This is a genomic window from Planktothricoides raciborskii GIHE-MW2, from assembly GCF_040564635.1.
GTDB lineage: Bacteria > Cyanobacteriota > Cyanobacteriia > Cyanobacteriales > Laspinemataceae > Planktothricoides > Planktothricoides raciborskii.
In genome coordinates, this window is sequence record NZ_CP159837.1 from 1,688,348 (window position 1) to 1,707,949 (window position 19,602).

The window sequence follows — 19,602 nt, forward strand, 5'->3', positions numbered from 1 at the left end:
TTCTCCAAAATTTCTCTGGATGATTTCTCTGGGTGATTTCTCTGGGTGATTTATTTGGGTGATTTATTTGGGTGATTTCTCTGAGTGATTTCTCAGGCGGCATCCTCACGCCTTGCCATACTCCTTATACGGAAGCCTACTTATAGACTTCTACTTATATTATATTCTACTTATATTCTACTTATATCTTAGCCGTTGATCTGTCTTTAGACGTAGCAACACACCAAAGCCGGGATAAAGACTGACCCCCTGTGAGAACACAGTGGAAGTCAATCAAAGCTAAATCAAAGCTAAATCAAAGCTAAATCAAAGCTAAATCAAAGCTAAATCAAAGCTAAATATAGCAGTTCTTTAATCTATGAGGTACATCGTTAAACTTGTCATTCCCGCGAAGCCTGCCCCCGCGCGGGGGGCGGGAATCCACTCACATCTCTGTATTTTATAAATCCGAGAACTGCTATATCTCCGTTGACCCAGATTTAACCTGTGACTGGGGAGAAGTTAACGAGAAGCCCGGACTAACAAAACTCCGCCAATGGTCAAACCAATTCCACTGGGCAACCAAGCGGCCAAAACCGGAGATAAAATTTGAATTTGTCCCAAAGCATTGGTTAAAAATGCTAATAAATAATATCCAAACACAATCAAGATACTAATGCCAAAGCTGGTGGCTTTGCTGACCCGTCTGGGGCGGATACCGAGAGTTGAACCGACCAAAGCAAAAACGACACAAACAAAAGGTAAGGCATATTTTTGTTGAATCCGTACCTCCATTTTGCGAATTTCATCCTCATCTGCACCCTGACGCAGAATTGCCAAGCGTTCTTTTGCTTGAGCAATATTCATTTCTCCATAATCTCGACCTCTTTGGGCTAAATCTAAAGGAGTGCGAGGGAGTTGGAGTTGTTGGCGATCGAAGCGAATAATATTGCGATAGGAACCATCGGGGGCAATTAAATAAATGGTGCCATTGAAAAAATCCCAGCTATTTTGGGAAAAATTCCATTGGGCTAATTCAGCGGAAACGATTTGCGTCAGACCTTGCTCGGATCTGTCCAAAATCGTTAATTTTTTCATATCTTTCCCATCAAACTGTTCGGCATAGAACAAGCGTTTCATCACGTTGACTCTTTGGCCGTCGGCTTGGGTAACTCTTTCAAATTCTGTGTGGATAATATTACGGTCTTGAAACGGTAGTTTTTCTCGTTTCAAGGCTCTTTCTAAGGTAGTTGAAGCTTGGTAGTTGGCTACGGGAACGATCGCCTCGTTAAAGGCAAAGGTCATGGCAGTCACCAATAAACTCACCATCATAGCCGGGAAGACTAACCGATAAACACTTACCCCACAACTGCGTAAGGCTACTAACTCGCTATCCGCCGACAATCGACTGTAAGCCATTAAAGTTGCCAGCAACATTGACATGGGAAAGGCTAACACTAAAAATTCTGGAAGTTTCAACAAAAAAACTTCGATGGCGATTTCCCATGCCAGACCTTTCTCTGTCACCTGGCGAATCAGTTCAAATAAAGTGTCAACGGATACTCCTACGGAACAAAACGCGCCAATTCCAAACAGAAATGGACCGATAAGTTCTCGGATGATATATCGATCCATCATCGTCAGCTTTAAAGGAAACCCGAGCAGATTTATAGACGTATTCACACGACTAAAAGATGTCATATTTTTTTTATTCAGCAGCATATGATTGGCATGAACCGATTAAAGGTTTAATCTAAACCCAGAAATCTAGATGTTACACACCTATACCTATACCTATACCTATATATTATACATTTATTAAAGTCTAAGATTAAAGTTTAAATTGCTCTCCTAAATAATATTGTCGAACCAAAGGATTATTATAAAGTTCTTCAGGGGTTCCCGAAGCGATGATTTCTCCATCTCTCATAATGTAAGCCCGGTCAGTAATCGCCAAAGTCTCACGGACATTGTGATCCGTGATTAAGATGCCGATATTTTTCTGACGCAATTTAGCAATCATAAGCTGAATTTCTGATACGGCAATTGGATCGACTCCCGCAAAGGGTTCATCTAACAAAAGAAATTTTGGCCCGGTGACCCCCATCCCTAAAGCTCTCGCCAATTCGGCTCGCCGTCGTTCACCTCCTGAGAGTTGAATTCCTAAAGTTGATGATACTTTTTCTAGGCGGAATTCACGGAGCAGTTGATGTAGGCGATCGCTCCATTCATGTTTAGGAATCTTGCTTTGCTCTAGGACTAAAAGAATATTTTGTCGTGTAGTCAGGTGGCGAAAAATACTCGCCTCTTGAGCGAGATAAGCAATCCCTAAATTGGCTCTTTGATCGATGGATAATTGGGTAATTTCTAACTCATTCAGCCAAACATGGCCTTGATTTGGTTTTTCTAACCCAGTTGCAATGTAAAAAGTGGTCGTTTTTCCCGATCCATTTGGGCCGAGTAATCCGACAATCTCTCCTTGATCTAAGGTTAGGTTCACGCGCTTGACGACTACCCGCTTACCATAGATTTTATAGATGTTTTCCAGATGGATGTTCACGTTGATGATTTTTCCTGAATGGCTGAATTGGTCAACGATTCCGTAAAAATCACGAGGGTAATTTTACCGACATTTGACCTCAGATTAATCATTTTAATCATTTTTTACTAGCGAGGAATATTCGGCGCCGATGATTGATTCGATGCGTTTGGGTCAGGAATCAAATAAATAGATTCTACTTGCTGGTTTTTTTCTGGAACCGCAATAAATCTCCCCTCATCAATTAAATAAGTAATGGTTTCGGCTCGTAAACTATTCCCTTGTTGCAGAATATAGGCATTTCCCGTCAAAACAATCCGACGTTCGCGACTAAAATACTGAGCTTGAGCAGCAGTCCCTTGCATTTGTCGGGCGGGATAGTTAATTTGCACGTTACCACGAGCGGTGACTATTCCGGTTTTCGCATCCGCCTCTTGAATGTCTGAACGAACACTTAAAGATTGTGCGTTCGCCGCTTGGTTCGCGTTGGCGATTTGAGTATAAGTGGGAGTGGCGATCGCCCCAGCTAGGGCGATCGGCAGAATTAATCCCAATCCACACTGAACTAAAAATGAAGATTTTCTCACAGAATGCATCATGGCTGGTAATGGTTCACACGGTTAACAATTAATTTAACCACGGCCAGGGGTGACACTAGGCCGCTATTGATAGTTTAGCCAATCCTAGCAACACTTCCTCCGGAATAATTTCCCCGTGGTGTTGTGGGGATTGGCTTTAGGCATACTGACTTGATGGGATTTCTATAAGTTTCCTATTGCCTGAATCGGTGATTTCCCCTGGTGTTTTGCCATCGAATAGCTTCTTAGGTTCTTAGAGGTTCTTAGGATCTGAGGATTTCAGAACAATTAAGCATTCGTAGACATTGACTAATCTGAGAGGCTCCCCAATAACTGGCATTTTAAAACTCAATTAGGCGATCGCAGTTGAATTAGTCAACGGTTGATTTGACTAATTTTGGGCAAAGATAACCCTGGGTTATCCGGCATTGAATTCTCAGGCATATTGCCAAACAATTGATCGGTTAATTTGACTACATTTTCCGGGCCTACTTCTTGAAGCTTCTGCAAGATTTGGCTACTTATTTGGAGTATTTCCGCTACATTAATCTCAAAATAAGTAGGTTGATAACTTCTTAAACGGCTCATCCCTTCTCCTAACAGAATTGCCGCCCCTTTCCAGTTATGATTGCTCAAATGATATAAAGCAACAGCAATTTGCAGAATTCCTTGATAAAATTTTTTGTCTGGTTCTGATGCTTCCATCCATAAACTTTCTAAAGTATCGTGACAAGCATAGAAATCCTGCTGATTAAATTGTTCGACTGCTTGCCAAAACTCTGGGGGTATTGAATTTGACATTGATTTTTGCTCTGCCGCTTAATTGACTTATGGTGATTTCTTTATGGGGATTGGCAAATTATCTCTTTTGCGCTATCAACGATTTAATACTTTCATCACAGAAAGCTAGATTTTAGAGTAAAAAAACACCGGCAAAAAAGCCGGTATTTTCATAAAAACAATTAAGCAATACTATTTCTGACTGCTTCTAATTCTGCCATTGATATTTCTTGGGTCGCCCCAGCAAAATCATTGTCGGGGGTCAGGAAAAGCATACAGTGGCATTCTTTGCGCTCGCGCATAGGCACACAAGGACAGTTCCAAAAAGTCGCTTTTACTTCCGCTGCTTTATCTTCGTAATGACGACAAGGACAAAGCGGTGAACCCAATTCATCCTTATGTTTCGCCAGTCCTTCAATTACCACCGCTGTCACGGAAAGATCAACACAAAAGTAAGTTCCGGTGCGTTGGGCATACTGTTCAGCAAACTTTTTCATTGCCTCTAGGTTTTTTTCGGTGGAGAGCTTTTTACTATCTGTTGGGTTCATGCCATCTGCCTTGAAAATCTTGTGATGTTTATATTTTAGCGCAAATTTATCCCATAATTTGTGAATATTAATGTCGCAATTCTCTGATTTGTCCAGCCGATCCCTTGGACACTTGTCACAGATCCCGCTTGACAAATAATTAAGGGTGAGTAGGTAAAAATAGCGATCGCCTATAGGATTTAGGGTGGATTTCGCGATTAGTCACCCCGCTCTGAGGACTCTGGCACCTCCGACCGCCGGGATGGCTTATCCTGACGCTTTGAAGTAATATTCGCTGATGGTCTTCAAGCTTAAACCTGAACAGATGCAAATAATTCGTCACCCCCGGCAACAAACTTATCCCGAATAATCTTGTAGTTTATGATTAGGTAAATCCACTCTCTGTGGAAAAATGGTTAATTGCAGTCTGGTCTACAGAAAATTGTTGGCATCCCGAAAGCCCAATACAACTGTTCTTCGGTCTGAATTAATGTTCTCTATAATTTCTCGCGAGTACCTGCATTCCCTTAGCTATGCTTAATCCCAATCTGGATGAAATCCAGTTAACTAAAGACGACTACGAACGTTACTCCCGTCACCTGATTTTGCCGGAAGTCGGCGTTGCCGGACAAAAACGCCTCAAAGCCGCCAGTGTCTTGTGTATTGGCACTGGTGGTCTCGGTTCTCCCCTATTGCTATATTTAGCCGCAGCGGGCATTGGCCGATTGGGGATTGTCGATTTTGATGTGGTCGATCATTCCAACCTGCAACGGCAAGTCATTCACGGCACTTCCTGGGTGGGCAAACCAAAGATTTCTTCCGCCAAACATCGGATTCACGAAATTAACCCATTTTGCCAAGTCGATCTATACAATACCCGCATCAGTTCTCAGAATGCTCTGGAATTGATTTCTCCCTATGACATAGTAGTTGATGGCACGGATAATTTCCCTACCCGATACCTGGTTAACGATGCTTGCGTCTTACTGAATAAACCTAATGTTTACGGTTCTATTTTCCGGTTTGAAGGACAAGCCACGGTGTTTAATTACCAAGAAGGCCCCAACTACCGAGACCTCTATCCCGAACCCCCACCGCCGGGAATGGTGCCTTCTTGTGCGGAAGGCGGTGTTTTAGGGATTTTGCCGGGAATTATTGGCGTAATTCAGGCGACGGAAACCGTAAAAATTATTCTTCGCCAGGGAAATACCCTCAGTGGTCGCCTACTATTATTTAATGCACTGGAAATGAAGTTCCGGGAATTGAAACTGCGACCCAATCCAGAACGTCCCGTGATTTCTAAACTGATTGACTACGAACAATTCTGTGGCATTCCTCAAGCCAAAGCCCAGGAGGATCAACAAAAAATGGATATTCCCGAAATGACCGTTGTCGAGCTTAAGCAGCTTATTGATAGTGGTGCTGATGATTTTGTGCTGATTGATGTCCGCAACCCCAATGAATATGAAATTGGCAAGATTCCCGGTTCGGTGTTGGTGCCATTACCGGAGATTGAAAATGGCGCCGGGGTGGAAAAGGTTAAAGAATTAGCCAATGGTCATCGGTTGATTGCTCACTGCAAGATGGGTGGGCGATCGGCCAAGGCTTTGGGCATTCTGAAACAAGCCGGAATTGATGGAATTAATGTCAAAGGTGGGATTAATGCTTGGAGTCAAGAAGTTGACCCCTCTGTCCCACAATATTAATTAAGCTTAATTAAGCCGTTAATTACTACAACCCCAAAAAGAACAGACACAGAGGACACCAAAGAAAATTTATCTTTGTGTCCTCTGTGTCTTTGTGGTGAGTTTCACCCGCAAGATGCAGCAAAAATTATTAGGCACAATGAGTGATTGACAAAATAGCTAATTTATGGTATAGAAACGAATTTTTATCAATAATATTTAATTTATTTCCCATATATCGGCCATAAAAATCAGTAATATTGCGGATGACTTTGGTCAGAGATTGGGGGGATAATGAAGTCAAGATTAATAAATTGTTAAATTTTTTCAGTGGATCGCTCAATTTTTTGTCCCAGGGGTGGCGGAAAAAATTTCTATTTTTTTATTTAAGTTCGCTTCAGCCATCTCAAAAATATCCTGATTGCCTGGGTAGCCGAAAGCAAGTTACAATGATTATAGGAGTGAATTACTCTATTGTTTAAGTATAGAGAATATTATTGCCAAAAGTAAGTAGGAGAAAGTTATTATGTTACGAGGCTTTAGTCAATTTTCCCGCAGTAAATCTAGCCCAAAAGTCGATCGCCTTGGCATGAAAAAAACTAGCGCTCCATTAGCGGATGGTTTTTGCAGTCGTTATGCCCACAGTTTTGAACACGACGATACAGAACGGTTAGATAAATTTGCCGGTCTGAATGATTTGTTGTCTTCCCTGGAAAGTTTCCGCGAGTAGTTCACCGCGATCGCCTCTGATGTACTCATTATGCTGTAATTCTCAGCAAATCAAGAATATTGGGTTAAATGACTGGATTGAAAGAAACTGAAATCATTATAAAGAGGGTGGGGATTATCTCCCCACCCTCTAAAATTTTTCATGGCTGCTAAGTTTAATGGTTGTTAAAATGGCGCTGGATTTATGGGGAGAAATTACCGAAATTACCAGAGCCAATGGCGATCGCACGATTATTGGCTTCAATGGCTTCGGTGTATCGGCCCAATTTTTCTAATGCTTTACCTTTATTAATCCAAGCTTCTCGTAAATCTGGGTTTAATTCTGTGGCTTTGTCCCAACAGCCGATCGCCTCCTCCCATCGATTTAATCCCGCTAAAGCGATGCCATAATTACACCAAGAAAGCGGATCTGTCTGATTCAATGCTAAAGATTTTTCCCAGCAGAATAAAGACTCTTCTAACCGGCCTAGATTAACCGCTAAAGCTAATGCTTTATTATACCAAGTTTCGCCATCATTGGGGTCAATTTCTAGGGCTTTATCCCAAGAAGCGATCGCCTCTTCATAACGTTCTAAATCATAGAAAGCATCGCCCCGATTACTCCAAGCTAGTTCTGCATCTGGTTTAATTTCTAGGGCTCGATCGTAAGAGGCGATCGCCTTTTCCAACTGCCCTAAATTAGTCAGAATATTTCCCCGATTAATCCAAGCCCGATAATGGTTAGGATCGAGTTTAATTACCTGGTCATAAGCAGCCAGGGCTTCTGAGTTTTTCTCTTGATCCATTTTTTCTTTGCCATAAGCAAACCAACCCTCCACATCATGCGGTTTCGGCAGCCCAGTTCCCGCCACCGGATCCATTTCTAGGAGGCGATCGCCTAGTTGTTGGGCTGCTTGATAAATTTCTCCTTTGCCCAATTCCCCCAAGCGCCGCAGTCTCCGACCAAGTTCATGGTTGGCATTGGTGGCGGACTCTAGTCGCTGGGCAAAACGTCTCAACCAGTCCAACCATTGCTGTTTAGTAGCGCGATCGCTCAAAACTTGAAAAAACCGCGTCACCTCGGCGTCCTGCCAATCGCCATTGACCCCTTCGAGTAACTGCATAAAAAAATGTTCATACTCTGGATCGCTGAGGGGTTTAACTTCCCGTGGGGGTGGCGCTTCAACAATGGGCGACTTCTGGGATCTGCCGAAAAACCGGCGAAATTGCTTAACCAGCCATTGCCAAATTTGCCTCAGCATTTGCGTTTTACCTCATATTTTACGATAGTTTCTAGGCGTCTGTATCCTGCTGATTCCGCCAATCGTATATTAAAATTGGAGAGAATTTTGGTGGAGAGAGTTATTTTGGATCTCCGTCTTCTTATTCCGATTTTCGATCCCTCCGTACCAGACTGGGCATTATCAGCACGATTATTACGCTGGTTAACTTTTTTGTGGCTATTCATCGGCTTGGCGGTGTTATTTTCTGCCTCCTATCCCACAGCCAATGATGAGTTTGGCGATGGATTTTACTATTTAAAAAGACAACTGATCTGGGTAATGGTCGGTTTGGTCGGCTTTAATTTAGTGGTCTATTCTCCACTGCGTTATCTGCTGGGAGTCTCCAATTGGGCAATTTTTTTGCTCCTCGGCGCGATCGTCTTAACCTTAGTTCCCGGCTTGGGGACGACCGTCAATGGCGCAACCCGCTGGCTTTCCATTGGCCCAGTGCCGATTCAGCCCTCAGAACTGATTAAACCATTTTTAGTCCTGCAAAGTGCCCTAGTTTTTGGCCGTTGGGACCGTTTATCTTGGCCAGATCGCCTGCGATGGCTGGGCATTTTCTCCGCTATTTTATTGGGAATTTTGCTCCAGCCCAACCTGAGCACCACTGCCCTCTGTGGTATGAGCATCTGGTTAATCGCCTTAGCCGCTGGTTTACCCTACAAATATTTAGGCGGAACTGCCCTGAGTGGCATCTGCCTCGCCCTCTTAAGTATTACGTTTAAAGAATACCAACGACGGCGGGTGATGTCGTTTCTCAATCCTTGGAACGATTGGTTTGGCGATGGCTACCAACTGATTCAAAGTTTACTGGCGGTCGGTTCGGGTGGCATTTGGGGCAATGGCTTTGGTATGTCCCAACAAAAACTGCTCTATTTGCCGATTCAATTTACCGATTTTATTTTCGCCGTTTTTGCCGAAGAATTCGGATTTGTGGGTTCTCTGGTGATGTTTTTAATGTTAGCTAGTTATGCCACCTTGGGATTATGGGTCGCCCTTTCTGCCCCGACTTTGGTCTATCAGTTAATTGCTATTGGCTCTACGGTTGTGATGGTGGGGCAATCTTTACTGAATATTGGCGTGGCTACCGGCGCCCTGCCCACCACGGGATTACCGTTACCTCTCTTTAGTTATGGTGGCAGTTCCATGATTGCTAGTTTAATGATTGCCGGGTTGTTAATTCGGGTAGCCCGTGAAAGTAGTAGCGCTCAAGTCATCCCCATGGGCGATCGCGTGCTTTAACCTTTTCCGGTCAGCAAAAAAGGAGGCCCCAAGTAGAGCCAGTGGCGATACCAAAAGCCGAGGATCACTGATGATCCTCGGCTTTTTTCATTACTTCCAAATATCAGCCAAAATATCTCATCCCCCGCTAATTCCTAGGCATCTTGTCCCACTTGAATCACCGTATCAGACTGAGACAGTTTGGGGGTGACAAAACCACCAGAAAACAACCGTTCTTGTTGTCCCGCAAACACTGGCATAGTTTGGCGAATTTCCTCAGCCACTTGCGTGGTTTTCACATCATAAGTTTGTGTCACCAGCTTGGGATACAAACCAATGCCAATGATGGGCAACAACAAACAAACCGTAATCAAAACTTCCCGTGGTTTGGCATCCATCCAAGTCTCTATTTCTAAAGCATTGATATCTTTACTCATATCTTTGCCATAGAAGACGACCCGCAGCATGGAAAGTAAATAAATCGGCGTCAAAATTAAACCAACAGCCGCTAACAGAATCACCACTAATTTAAATGAGGTGGTATAAATATCGCTGCTGGCAATTCCTAAAAATACCGTTAATTCACCCACAAATCCACTCATTCCCGGCAAGGCTAAAGAAGCCATTGAAGCGGCAGTGAAGAGGGCGAAAACTTTTGGCATGGACTTGGCCATTCCACTCATTTTTGCCATTGCTAAAGTATGGGTGCGTTCGTAGGTGACACCAGAGAGGAAGAATAAGGCAGCGGCAATTAAACCGTGAGACAACATTTGTAAGACCGCCCCACTGATACCTAATTCCGTCATGGCGGCAATTCCTAATAACACAAAGCCCATGTGGGAAATGGAAGAACAAGCCAGACGACGCTTGAGGTTATCTTGAGCAAAAGCATTCAAGGCACCGTAGACAATATTCACCACACCTAAAATCGCCAGGGCGGGGGCGAAGTAAAGATGAGCATTCGGTAGCATTTCGATGTTCATCCGAATCAGTCCATAGCCGCCCATTTTTAACAAAACTCCCGCCAGGATCATCGAGACTGGGGCGGAAGCTTCCCCATGAGCATCGGGCAACCAAGTATGCAAGGGGAAGATGGGCAGTTTGACCCCGAAGGCAATCAGGAAACCGGCATAAACCAGCAGTTCAAAGGTAACGGGGAAATGCTTGGCGGCGATCGCGCTCATATCAAAGGTGACGGTATCCCCAGAAAATGCCATTGCCAAACCGCCGATCAAAATAAAGATTGAGGCTAATGCGGTGTAAAGGATAAACTTGGTCGCGGCATATTGGCGCTTTGGCCCACCCCAAATAGAAATCAGCAAGTAAACCGGCACCAGTTCCAGTTCCCAAATAATGAAGAACATCAGGATATCTTGGGCAGCAAATACCCCAATTTGGGCGCTGTAGAGTGCCAGCATCAGGAAATAAAATAATCTCGGTTTCTTGGTGACGTTCCAAGATGCCCAAATTGCCAACACATTCACCAAACCTGTCAGCAAAATCAGTGGCATAGAGATGCCATCCACCGCCACAGACCAATTTAAGCCAATTTGCGGCATCCAGGCATAGCTTTCCACCAATTGATAGCTGGGGTCATTCAGGTGGAAATTTTGCCAAAAGGCATAAATAGCGAAATAAAAATCGACCAATCCAACGCCGAGAGCATACCAGCGGAGAGTTTTGCCCTCTTTGTCGGGAATCACAGGAATGGCCAGGGAAGCCACAATGGGCAATAGAATGATGGCGCTGATCCAGGGAAAGACTACCATAATCAGATGAGGATATATACTTATGACTGATGCGACCATTATATTTAGATCAACGAAGTTTTGTAAAGATTTGTTGCATAATAATCTTAGATACAAACCAGAAGTCAGCGTAAATACTTAGTCAATTTGCCCAGAATTGTCAAAATTGCATAAAAAAACGGGCAGCAGCAGCGCCCGTCAATAGACTATTTTTCCCCAGAGGGGATTTTAGAGGGGTGTGGGGCCGCCATCGGCCGCCATCGGTGTGGGGGGAAGAGAGAAAAGAGAATAGAGAAAAGAGAATAGAGAATTTTCCTATGCATCCTATGCATCCTATGCATCCTATGCATCCTATGCATCCTCTTCCCCTACACCCTACACCCTACACCCTACACCCTACACCCTACACCCCGGCTGCCTAACTCGGATCGAGACAAACGTCATATTTGGCGCCAGCATGATCGATCGCCAATACCTTGACCTCAGCCTTAACTCCTTGCTGATCCCAGGTGGCCGCAATGGTGGTCGCGACTTCGGTGGCATAGTTGGGAGATGTTAAAGCTAACAAAGTTGGCCCCGCACCACTAATCACGACACCATAAGCGCCGGAATTAATGGCCGCTTGCCGCACCATGTCGTAGCCAGCGATCAAGGTTTTTCGGTAGGGCTGATGAATGCGATCGCGCATAGCCACTCGCAACCAATCCCCATTCGCTGTTTCTAATGCCAGAAGCAGCAACCCGAAATTAGAGGTATTAAAAATTACGTCAGCCCGACTATAATTTGCGGGCAATACTTTGCGGGCAGTTTCCGTCGCCAGTTCAAAATCAGGAATCGCCAACACTGGGACAATTTCCGGATGCCAAGCAACCGGACAAATCATCCAGTTAGAAGCTTCATAATAAGCAGCATCATTACTGACCGCTAAACGACAGCCACCAATTAAAGCTGGAACCACATTATCCGGGTGGCCTTCCATCGCGATCGCCAAATGCATCACTTCTTCTATGGTCAGCGGCGCCCCAGCCAATTGATTGGCTCCCACCAACCCACCAACAATCGCCGTAGCAGAACTACCCAGCCCCCGCGCTAAAGGCACATTCAAATGAATGTCAATCGCCACATTCGGCGGGATTTGGCCAATTTTTTCATAAACCTTTACAAACGCCTGGTAAACCAGATTCCGCTCATCAGTGGTCACGCGATCGGCGTCCAGTCCAGTCACCGTAATTTTCACCCCATCCGCAGCCGAATCAAGCGTGCTTGAACAGACTTGCGAAGAAAATTGAAACTGGTTATACAGGGTCAACGCTGCACCCAGACAATCGAAACCCGGCCCCAAGTTCGCGGTAGTGGCAGGAACCCTTACAGTCACACTATGTATCATGTCGTCACCGCAAATTTATTGGAGATCAATTTGTGATCGGGATTCATTTAAAATCATTCGCCACCCCATGTAATTGCCGACTTTCTAGAATATCGTGGGTTAGACTTCAAGGAAACCCCACATCCAATATACTCTACCATTTTCTTTGACTTTTCGTAGATCGCGATCGCCGCCACAATCACTGATCGGTCAATTCTGGAAATATGATTAAATTTTTAGCCAGCATTAACAATAGAGTTTTGTTGCTTTCAGGAAAGTTTTTTTAACCAAAGAAAAACTGGCTGAAGCTTAATATAAATTATCAGCATCAAATAAATTCATCAACCTGTCTATAAATCTCCGGGCAATAGATCCCCGACTCCAGGATAAATCAACCGGTTCAAATTTCAAGCATTTCTCAAAACAATGGCATTTTCTACGTGACAATTTTCACAAATTGGATCAGGGTTACAAATGGGGGTAAATCGATAGACACTGGGTGATAGCACATATTCAAGAATTCAACAGAATTTTCACCACAGAATCCAGATAAAAGTTAAGATATATGAAGCTTTGACATATATGTGATTAAAGTTTAACAAGCGCAAAAAAAAATATCAGTAATAAGCACAAATCGCTAACAATCGACAAACCAAAACAATCTCTTTGAATCCTGCGCCCCATTAGACATCTCCAAAAAAGAAGTAAATTGTGGTATTATAGCAAATAATTGTTAATTTAACCTGAAATTATGAGCAACATAATTGAGTATATTAATAACAATCCTGAAGAATCACATCGGTTATTATGAATCGAGCATCAACAGTTAAAGCAACTGATAGAAAAAGCAATAAATATACATAATCCTAAAAAATAATTGGCATAATCTAAAAAAATCAAAATCATTAGGTTTGGAGGTGGACGTAAACCCAAATTAACCATAGAATCACAAATAATTTTAACCTTAACATATTTACGTGATTTAAGAACATTTCAGTTGCTGGTTATTCAGTTTGGCGTAAGTGAGACAACCGCCAATGATACGTTTAACTATTGGTTTCCCCTCCTGGGAGAAATCTTCCCACCGAGTTTAATATCACAAAAAAAACTCCAGCGATCACGAAATTGTTAAAAAAACCTTAACAAATTTTGAGTTAATTGTGGATAGCTAAAAACAGCCTATAGAAAGAAATATTTTCAGAATATGAGACGCAAAAAAATTATTACTCTGGTAAAAAAAACTCATAAAAAAACCAGCTAATTGTCCTACCCAATCGTAAAGATATTGTAGATGTAGTCGCTGGTGAACCAGGTCCAAAAAGCGATCTAAGTTTCTTTGGTCAAACTCATAAATAATTTCAATTTAACCAAAGGTTCAATGGCGAGAAAGCTTATGAAGGATAAAAGTCAATTAAAACCCCGGCGAAAAAATCGAAAAAACAAGAATTAACCCCTGAACCAAAGTTAAACAAAAGTTAAAAAACAAAGAAATAGCATCAGAGATAATTTTTGTTGAACATTTAATTTGTTTAGTCAATATATTTAGAGTATCACAAGAAATATTTAGATTAAATACCCAGAAATATGAACAAATAATTATGACTATTTGTGGAGTTGTCAAATTACGGATTGGTAGTTTGATTTTATAGCTAAAAAAATTGCATTTTTTACAGATAAAATATGCTTCTTCGAGATGCTATTTTTTAGCCCAGATTCCGCACATTTTCATATATCGTTACATATCTTAACTCTATTCAGGATGTTTTTACGAAAAACTGCCCTTACAGGAATACTTAATAATAAAACTTCTCAATAGCTAATTTTTATGAGAAAATTTATTACAATTATTCATATTATGGGCAATGAATCCTGATAACTAGAATGCTTACAGGATAAAGATTACAAGCGATATATTAGTAAAAATAATTCATTAAATGTTAAGAAGTGCGGAATGTGGGTTTTAGTTAATTTCCAATAACAGGCATTTTCAACCCTGATTCTATCGTACGTATAATCTGAATATCTACATAGCCTTCATTTACTCAAACGCAGTCATGGTGAAGGTTACATTGTTTTCGGAGATGTCTATTTAAAAAACTTGAGCGGCGCACTGCCGTCAAGATCCCTTTACCATTTTAGATGTCGAGACGAGGGAGTGAAGCAATTTTTAAAGATTCTGTAAAGATGCTCTAAATTATAGGGGTTTTCACAGAGAACATGAGAGAATTGTACTATGACAAGGGATGTCCTTATGAGCCGAGCAGCTAGACGAAATCCAGTGAGATTGCACCGATGCAGTTCATATGAATTTCCCCGATACTAGCTCAGACCGCTGCAACAGACCATGTTTGCTTGGTTTTGCCGTTAGATTAAGCAGTCTTGGGAATCTGTGACGGACAAAAACCACCTAACCTCAAAAGTTCTTCCAGGACATCGGACGCTTTTGGGGGTTGTCCTTAAAAATGGCATCTGGTCAGCAGCCCCAACAATAGTTATAAATTGCGGGGTTCACCTCTAATCTCTAACTGGATTTATCAGGTCTAAATGAGTCGCTAGAGTAAATTAGTTAAACAGGGGCATTGTTTGCCAGGATCACTTAAGGGGGGGGGATTATGCTCAACCAACAGAACAACCAAAACACCAACAAGCCTATCCGAGAGGAAGCTAACACTGGTAAAAACTCACAAGCTTTACTGCCAATCAAGTCGGGACAATCCTTGGCAAAGGTGGCGCTGGCGATAGGTTCCTTAATTGCCACCAGTCCTTCGGCCCAAGCATTAAACATCCATTTTGATTATGCGGCCAACACTTCCTTACAAGTTAGGTCAAGTTTTGAAATGGCTGCGAGTATTTGGGAAAATTTGTTGTCTGACAACCTAGATGTCCGCATTGAAGTGGGCATGGTCAACTTTGCTACAGAATTTGGCAATGGAAGCAACGGCACAGAAGACTATTCCAAAATCTTGGGTTTGGCCTTGCCAAAATTCTGGGAACCAGACAATGGCTTCCAAGCATTTAAAACGGCTTTGGCAGCAGATGCCAAATCTGCCAATGATGCGACGGCGGTTGCTAATCTGAATATCTCTCAACAGATTAAAGATAACTACGATCTGATTCTGACCCAAGCCAACGCCAAATCTTTGGGACTCTACAATGGCAGCAGTACCGCTTTTGATGGTCAGATTCGGATTAATAGTGCATTTAATTGGGACTTGGATCTGACTCCCAACTCAGGCAGTACCGGAGTCGATCAGTTTCACTATTTAAGTGTGGCGATTCACGAAATTGCTCACGTTCTTGGTTTCACCAGTGGGTTGGATAGTAATGAATGGGTGACGGCGAACAGTGAAGGATCCGCTACTCCAGGAAGCACAACGGCAAGAAATCAATTTACTTCTTTGGACTCCTTCCGCTTTAACGAAAACGGCGTGCTGGATGTGGCCCAAGTCACCAATGCCACGGCGAAACGTTATTTTTCCATTAATGGTGGGGCAACGAATCTGGGTCAATTGTCTACAGGTGTCAACGGTGATGGTTATCAAGCCAGCCACTGGAAAAATGACAAGTTCTTAGATGCCAATGGTAATCTGGTGGTGAATGAGATGCTGGGGATTATGGATCCGGCATTTGGCATGGGTGAACGGGGCAAAGTTTCCGCCCTGGATTTGACGGCTTTGGATGCGATCGGCTGGGATTTGTCCGGGAAAACCTGGAATAGTCTGAATATGGACACTTTGGCCGCACAAGCGAGTACCACTGCCACTATGTCTATATTCCAAGATATGCTACAGCAGTTTCAGGCGCAACAAGGTCTTCGCTGGTCTTGGTGGGGTCGCCGTTGGGCGGTGACAGAGGATGGGCTATTGGCTGCCGCTGGTTTAACCTCTTTGAATCAATTAAATCAGAGCAATCAAGATGAAGCATTTCAGAAAATGCTCTCATACGCCGCTACGGTAGGGTCTGTTAATCCCAATTCTTTGCCCCCGGCAACCTCAGTTCCCGAACCCACGACAACCGTTGCTTTGATGGGTATGGGTCTGTTGGGTCTGAGTGCTGGACGCAAGCGTCGTCAAAGCAAATCATCTGGCTAATTGATGGAATTAGATTTGGTTTTGCCCGGTCGGAAAAAGATCGGCGGCGATCGCGCCGCGCAACGATGAAACTAATTTTGCCCGACTTTCACTCGGTGAGTTCCCTAAACAGCAGAAAGCTAAAATGGTGGGCAATGGTGGGCATTGCCTAAAATGGTGGGCAATGGTGGGCATTGCCTAAAATGGTGGGCAATGGTGGGCATTGCCCACCCTACAACTAAAATGGTGGGCATTGCCTAAAATGGTTGGCAATGGTGGGCAATGCCCACCCTACAAAAATTCAACAAAAACGATTTTAACGATTTTTCTTATTTCTAATTTGACCCCATTGACAGGGCTGGCAATGCCCAGCCTACATCAGCCTATAGTTGTTGGGATAAACTAAGGACAAATGCTACCCGTTGTCAGCAACGGAAATCAGCAACGCAAAATCGTTAGGTGCCGAATATGAGCCTTTTTTCCCCTTTACAATCCTCTACCAGAGAGCGATTACAATGGAGTCTCGGAACTCTGGTGAGTAGTCTAGCGAGTAGTCTGTCTCTTTGGCTGGTGCCTATCCCCCAAATTTCCGCCCAAGTGATCCCCGATGGGAGTTTGCCGAATAATTCTATCGTTACACCTGATGGCAACACTACGGTCATCACTGGGGGCACCACTACTGGCAGCTATCTATTTCACAGCTTTGAGCAGTTTTCCCTCTCTACAGGAAATACAGCATTTTTTAATAACGGCCTAACGATTTCTAATATTATTACCCGCGTTACTGGGGGATCAATTTCTAATATTGATGGCATTATCCGAGCGAATGGCACGGCTAATTTATTTTTGCTGAATCCCAATGGGATTGTGTTTGGCCCCAATGCCAGCCTGAATATTGGCGGTTCATTTCTTGGCACCACTGCCAGCCGGATTACCTTTGCGGATGGGAGTGAGTTCAGTGCCACTGACCCCAATGCCCCACCTTTACTGACAGTTAATGTTCCTATTGGCTTACAGTTTGATTCCTCTGCTGGTTCGATTCAGGTGCAAGGGCCGGGACATGGTGTAATTCCAGATCCAGAGACGCGGCAGCCGAATAGAGATGCGCGGCCTGCGGGACTGCAAGTGAATCCTGGTAAAACTTTGGCTTTCTTAGGTGGCGACGTATCTGTGACTGGGGGAAATATCACCGCTGAAGCCGGACGAGTGGAAGTATGGTCGGTGAGCAATGGTGAGTTATCAGTCAATATTGATGGGTCAAATCTCCAAGTGAATCATCAAACCGGCACAGAATTTAAAGATATTAATTTCACCCAAGCCGCATCTATTGATACCAGTGGCAACCGCAGTGGAGAGATTCAAATGCAGGGCAGACAGATTCGCTTTGCCGATGGTTCACTGATTTTAGCTCTAAATCTAGGAAATCAAGATGGGGGAAATATTGCCATTCGGGGCACTGAATCGGTGGAATTAACCGGCATTTCACCGGAGAATTTTGTGCCGAGTTCCTTTTTAGCAGAGGTGATGCCAGAAGCAACCGGATCCGGAAGTAATTTGTCAATTGAAACTGGTCGCTTAGTCGCAACTGATGGGGGACAGGTTTCTACATTAACTGTCGGTTTTGGCAATGCGGGAGATTTGACGATAAAAGCGAAGTCCGTTGAGGTTATTGGGGGTTCTGAATTTACTGGTCCAAGCGGGTTTGTTAGTTCTTCCGATGGCCAAGGTAATGGGGGTAATTTAATTATTGAAACAGATAGTTTGTTGGTAGCATATGGAGCACAAATTGCTTCTAATACTTTCGGTTCTGGCGATTCTGGAGATGTGACTGTGATTGCGAATGATTTTGTGGAAATCATTGGCGAATCTGTCCAGGGAACAAGTGCCTTAAGTGCAGCAGCATCATCAGGTAAGGGAGCAGCATCATCAGGTAAGGGAAATGGCGGCAACCTTACTATTCACACTAACAGTCTGCGGGTGGCTGATGGTGGACAGATAGCTGCCAGTACCGCAGGCCAAGGAAATGCCGGAAATTTAACAATTGATGCCCAAGAAATAGAACTGGTCGGGCGAGGATATCTGTCTCGCAGTGGATTGTTTGCTAGTGCGATTTTACCTGAATCTCCGGATTCATCCCCAGATTCAGAAAATCCTATTCAAGGAGGAAATGGAGGGGACATTGAAATTACCACGGATAAATTAACGGTGCGTGACGGTGCAATCATTAGTGTCAGTAATTTCCCCAGTAGTTTACTTCTTAATGCTTTACCCGGAACCGGGGCGGCTGGCAATATTATGATTAATGCTGGGTCAAGAGTCCTGCTGGATAATGATGGCCTGATTACGGCGGATACCCAGCAAGGCAACAACGCTAATATTATCGTGAATGCTCGGGATATTCAGTTGCGGCAAGCCAGTAAAATCACCACTAATTCCACACAGCTTGCTAATGGCGGCAATATTACCCTGACGATGGATAATTTGGTAGGTCTGGAAAATAGCGATATTACCGCTAATGCGGAAGTCCTTGATGGCGGAAAGGTGATTATTAATGCGGAGGCTTTGTTTGGGATTGCTTTTCGTCAGGAACTCACCCTAGATAGTGATATTACGGCGACGGGAGGCAGTGAAGGGGTTGCCGGTACGGTGGAAATTAATACCCCAGATGTAGATCCAGCGGCTGGGTTGATTTCGTTGTCCGGTTCGGTGATTGATGTTACCGCCTTGGTGGGGAAAGACCTCTGTTCACCGGAAATTTTGGCCAATAGTTCGTTTACGATTACGGGACGCGGTGGCATTCCACCGACGCCGATGGAGTTGTTTGGTTTTGAGCCGATCGCCCTAGAGTGGGCTAGACCTAATGGCACCTTATCCAGTCAGTCTGGGTTATCTTATTGGTCGAGTTCTCTGCCTGTGAATGCTTCACGGAGGACTGGGGGAAATTCTCAACCCATATCCCCAATACTTGAAGCACAAGGCTGGACGGAAAAGGCCGATGGCACTATTGTGCTGACGGCACAATCCTCAACGGTTACACCCAATGTTTCAGGATTTACCCATCCGGGTTGTCGTTAACAATTGTAGTTGAAAATTGTAGCTGCCAAAGAAACCGGGT

The 19,602-nt window shown here is 43.7% G+C and carries 14 protein-coding genes; 6 read left to right on the forward strand and 8 right to left on the reverse strand.

Features of this window, described 5'->3' with window-relative positions; genetic code table 11:
• Positions 1–501: 501 nt before the first annotated feature.
• The 5 genes from ABWT76_RS07080 to ABWT76_RS07100 all read right to left on the reverse strand — a co-directional run bounded on the left by ABWT76_RS07080 (position 502) and on the right by ABWT76_RS07100 (position 4,424).
• Positions 502–1,680 carry an LptF/LptG family permease gene (locus ABWT76_RS07080; protein WP_231636931.1) on the reverse strand — a complete coding sequence of 393 codons (1,179 nt, stop codon included), beginning with the start codon at positions 1,678–1,680 and terminating at the stop codon, positions 502–504.
• 130 nt (positions 1,681–1,810) lie between these two features.
• Positions 1,811–2,539 carry an LPS export ABC transporter ATP-binding protein gene (gene lptB / locus ABWT76_RS07085; protein WP_054469528.1) on the reverse strand — a complete coding sequence of 243 codons (729 nt, stop codon included), beginning with the start codon at positions 2,537–2,539 and terminating at the stop codon, positions 1,811–1,813.
• 107 nt (positions 2,540–2,646) lie between these two features.
• On the reverse strand, positions 2,647–3,117 hold the full coding sequence (locus tag ABWT76_RS07090) for an LptA/OstA family protein (protein WP_054469527.1): 471 nt from the start codon (positions 3,115–3,117) through the stop codon (positions 2,647–2,649).
• Positions 3,118–3,471: 354 nt separating this feature from the next.
• Complete coding sequence (locus ABWT76_RS07095; protein WP_054469526.1) at positions 3,472–3,897, reverse strand: DUF309 domain-containing protein; 426 nt, start codon at positions 3,895–3,897, stop codon at positions 3,472–3,474.
• Positions 3,898–4,058: 161 nt separating this feature from the next.
• Entirely contained in the window at positions 4,059–4,424 is a 366-nt protein-coding gene (locus tag ABWT76_RS07100) for a ferredoxin thioredoxin reductase catalytic beta subunit (RefSeq protein WP_054469525.1), read from the reverse strand.
• 512 nt (positions 4,425–4,936) lie between these two features.
• Here ABWT76_RS07100 and moeB point away from each other — a divergent pair.
• Both moeB and ABWT76_RS07110 read left to right on the forward strand, forming a co-directional pair.
• Complete coding sequence (gene moeB / locus ABWT76_RS07105) at positions 4,937–6,109, forward strand: molybdopterin-synthase adenylyltransferase MoeB (RefSeq protein WP_054469524.1); 1,173 nt, start codon at positions 4,937–4,939, stop codon at positions 6,107–6,109.
• A 505-nt stretch (positions 6,110–6,614) separates the two neighbouring features.
• The gene (locus tag ABWT76_RS07110; protein ID WP_054469522.1) at positions 6,615–6,818 is read left to right on the forward strand and encodes a hypothetical protein; all 204 of its coding nucleotides are present in this window, start codon (positions 6,615–6,617) and stop codon (positions 6,816–6,818) included.
• A gap of 181 nt (positions 6,819–6,999) precedes the next feature.
• Here the strand turns inward: ABWT76_RS07110 and ABWT76_RS07115 are convergent, their stop codons facing one another.
• A complete protein-coding gene (locus ABWT76_RS07115; RefSeq protein ID WP_054469521.1) occupies positions 7,000–8,058 on the reverse strand; it encodes a tetratricopeptide repeat protein in 1,059 nt (352 codons plus the stop codon).
• Positions 8,059–8,163: 105 nt separating this feature from the next.
• On the opposite strand from ABWT76_RS07115, the gene ABWT76_RS07120 reads away from it, so the two are divergent.
• Entirely contained in the window at positions 8,164–9,324 is a 1,161-nt protein-coding gene (locus ABWT76_RS07120) for an FtsW/RodA/SpoVE family cell cycle protein (RefSeq protein ID WP_054469531.1), read from the forward strand.
• Between the two features lie 134 nt (positions 9,325–9,458).
• On the opposite strand, the gene ABWT76_RS07125 is transcribed toward ABWT76_RS07120, so the two are convergent.
• On the reverse strand, positions 9,459–11,072 hold the full coding sequence (locus ABWT76_RS07125) for an NAD(P)H-quinone oxidoreductase subunit 4 (protein WP_054469520.1): 1,614 nt from the start codon (positions 11,070–11,072) through the stop codon (positions 9,459–9,461).
• 397 nt (positions 11,073–11,469) lie between these two features.
• Positions 11,470–12,438, reverse strand: coding sequence for a homoserine kinase (gene thrB / locus ABWT76_RS07130; RefSeq protein ID WP_354635852.1), 969 nt, complete (start codon positions 12,436–12,438; stop codon positions 11,470–11,472).
• Between the two features lie 919 nt (positions 12,439–13,357).
• On the opposite strand from thrB, the gene ABWT76_RS07135 reads away from it, so the two are divergent.
• From ABWT76_RS07135 to ABWT76_RS07145, 3 genes are all read left to right on the forward strand, one after another.
• Complete coding sequence (locus ABWT76_RS07135; RefSeq protein ID WP_354636391.1) at positions 13,358–13,549, forward strand: transposase family protein; 192 nt, start codon at positions 13,358–13,360, stop codon at positions 13,547–13,549.
• A 1,480-nt stretch (positions 13,550–15,029) separates the two neighbouring features.
• Positions 15,030–16,508, forward strand: coding sequence for an NF038122 family metalloprotease (locus ABWT76_RS07140; protein ID WP_054469518.1), 1,479 nt, complete (start codon positions 15,030–15,032; stop codon positions 16,506–16,508).
• Between the two features lie 447 nt (positions 16,509–16,955).
• A complete protein-coding gene (locus tag ABWT76_RS07145; protein WP_354635853.1) occupies positions 16,956–19,562 on the forward strand; it encodes an S-layer family protein in 2,607 nt (868 codons plus the stop codon).
• Positions 19,563–19,602: the final 40 nt, after the last annotated feature.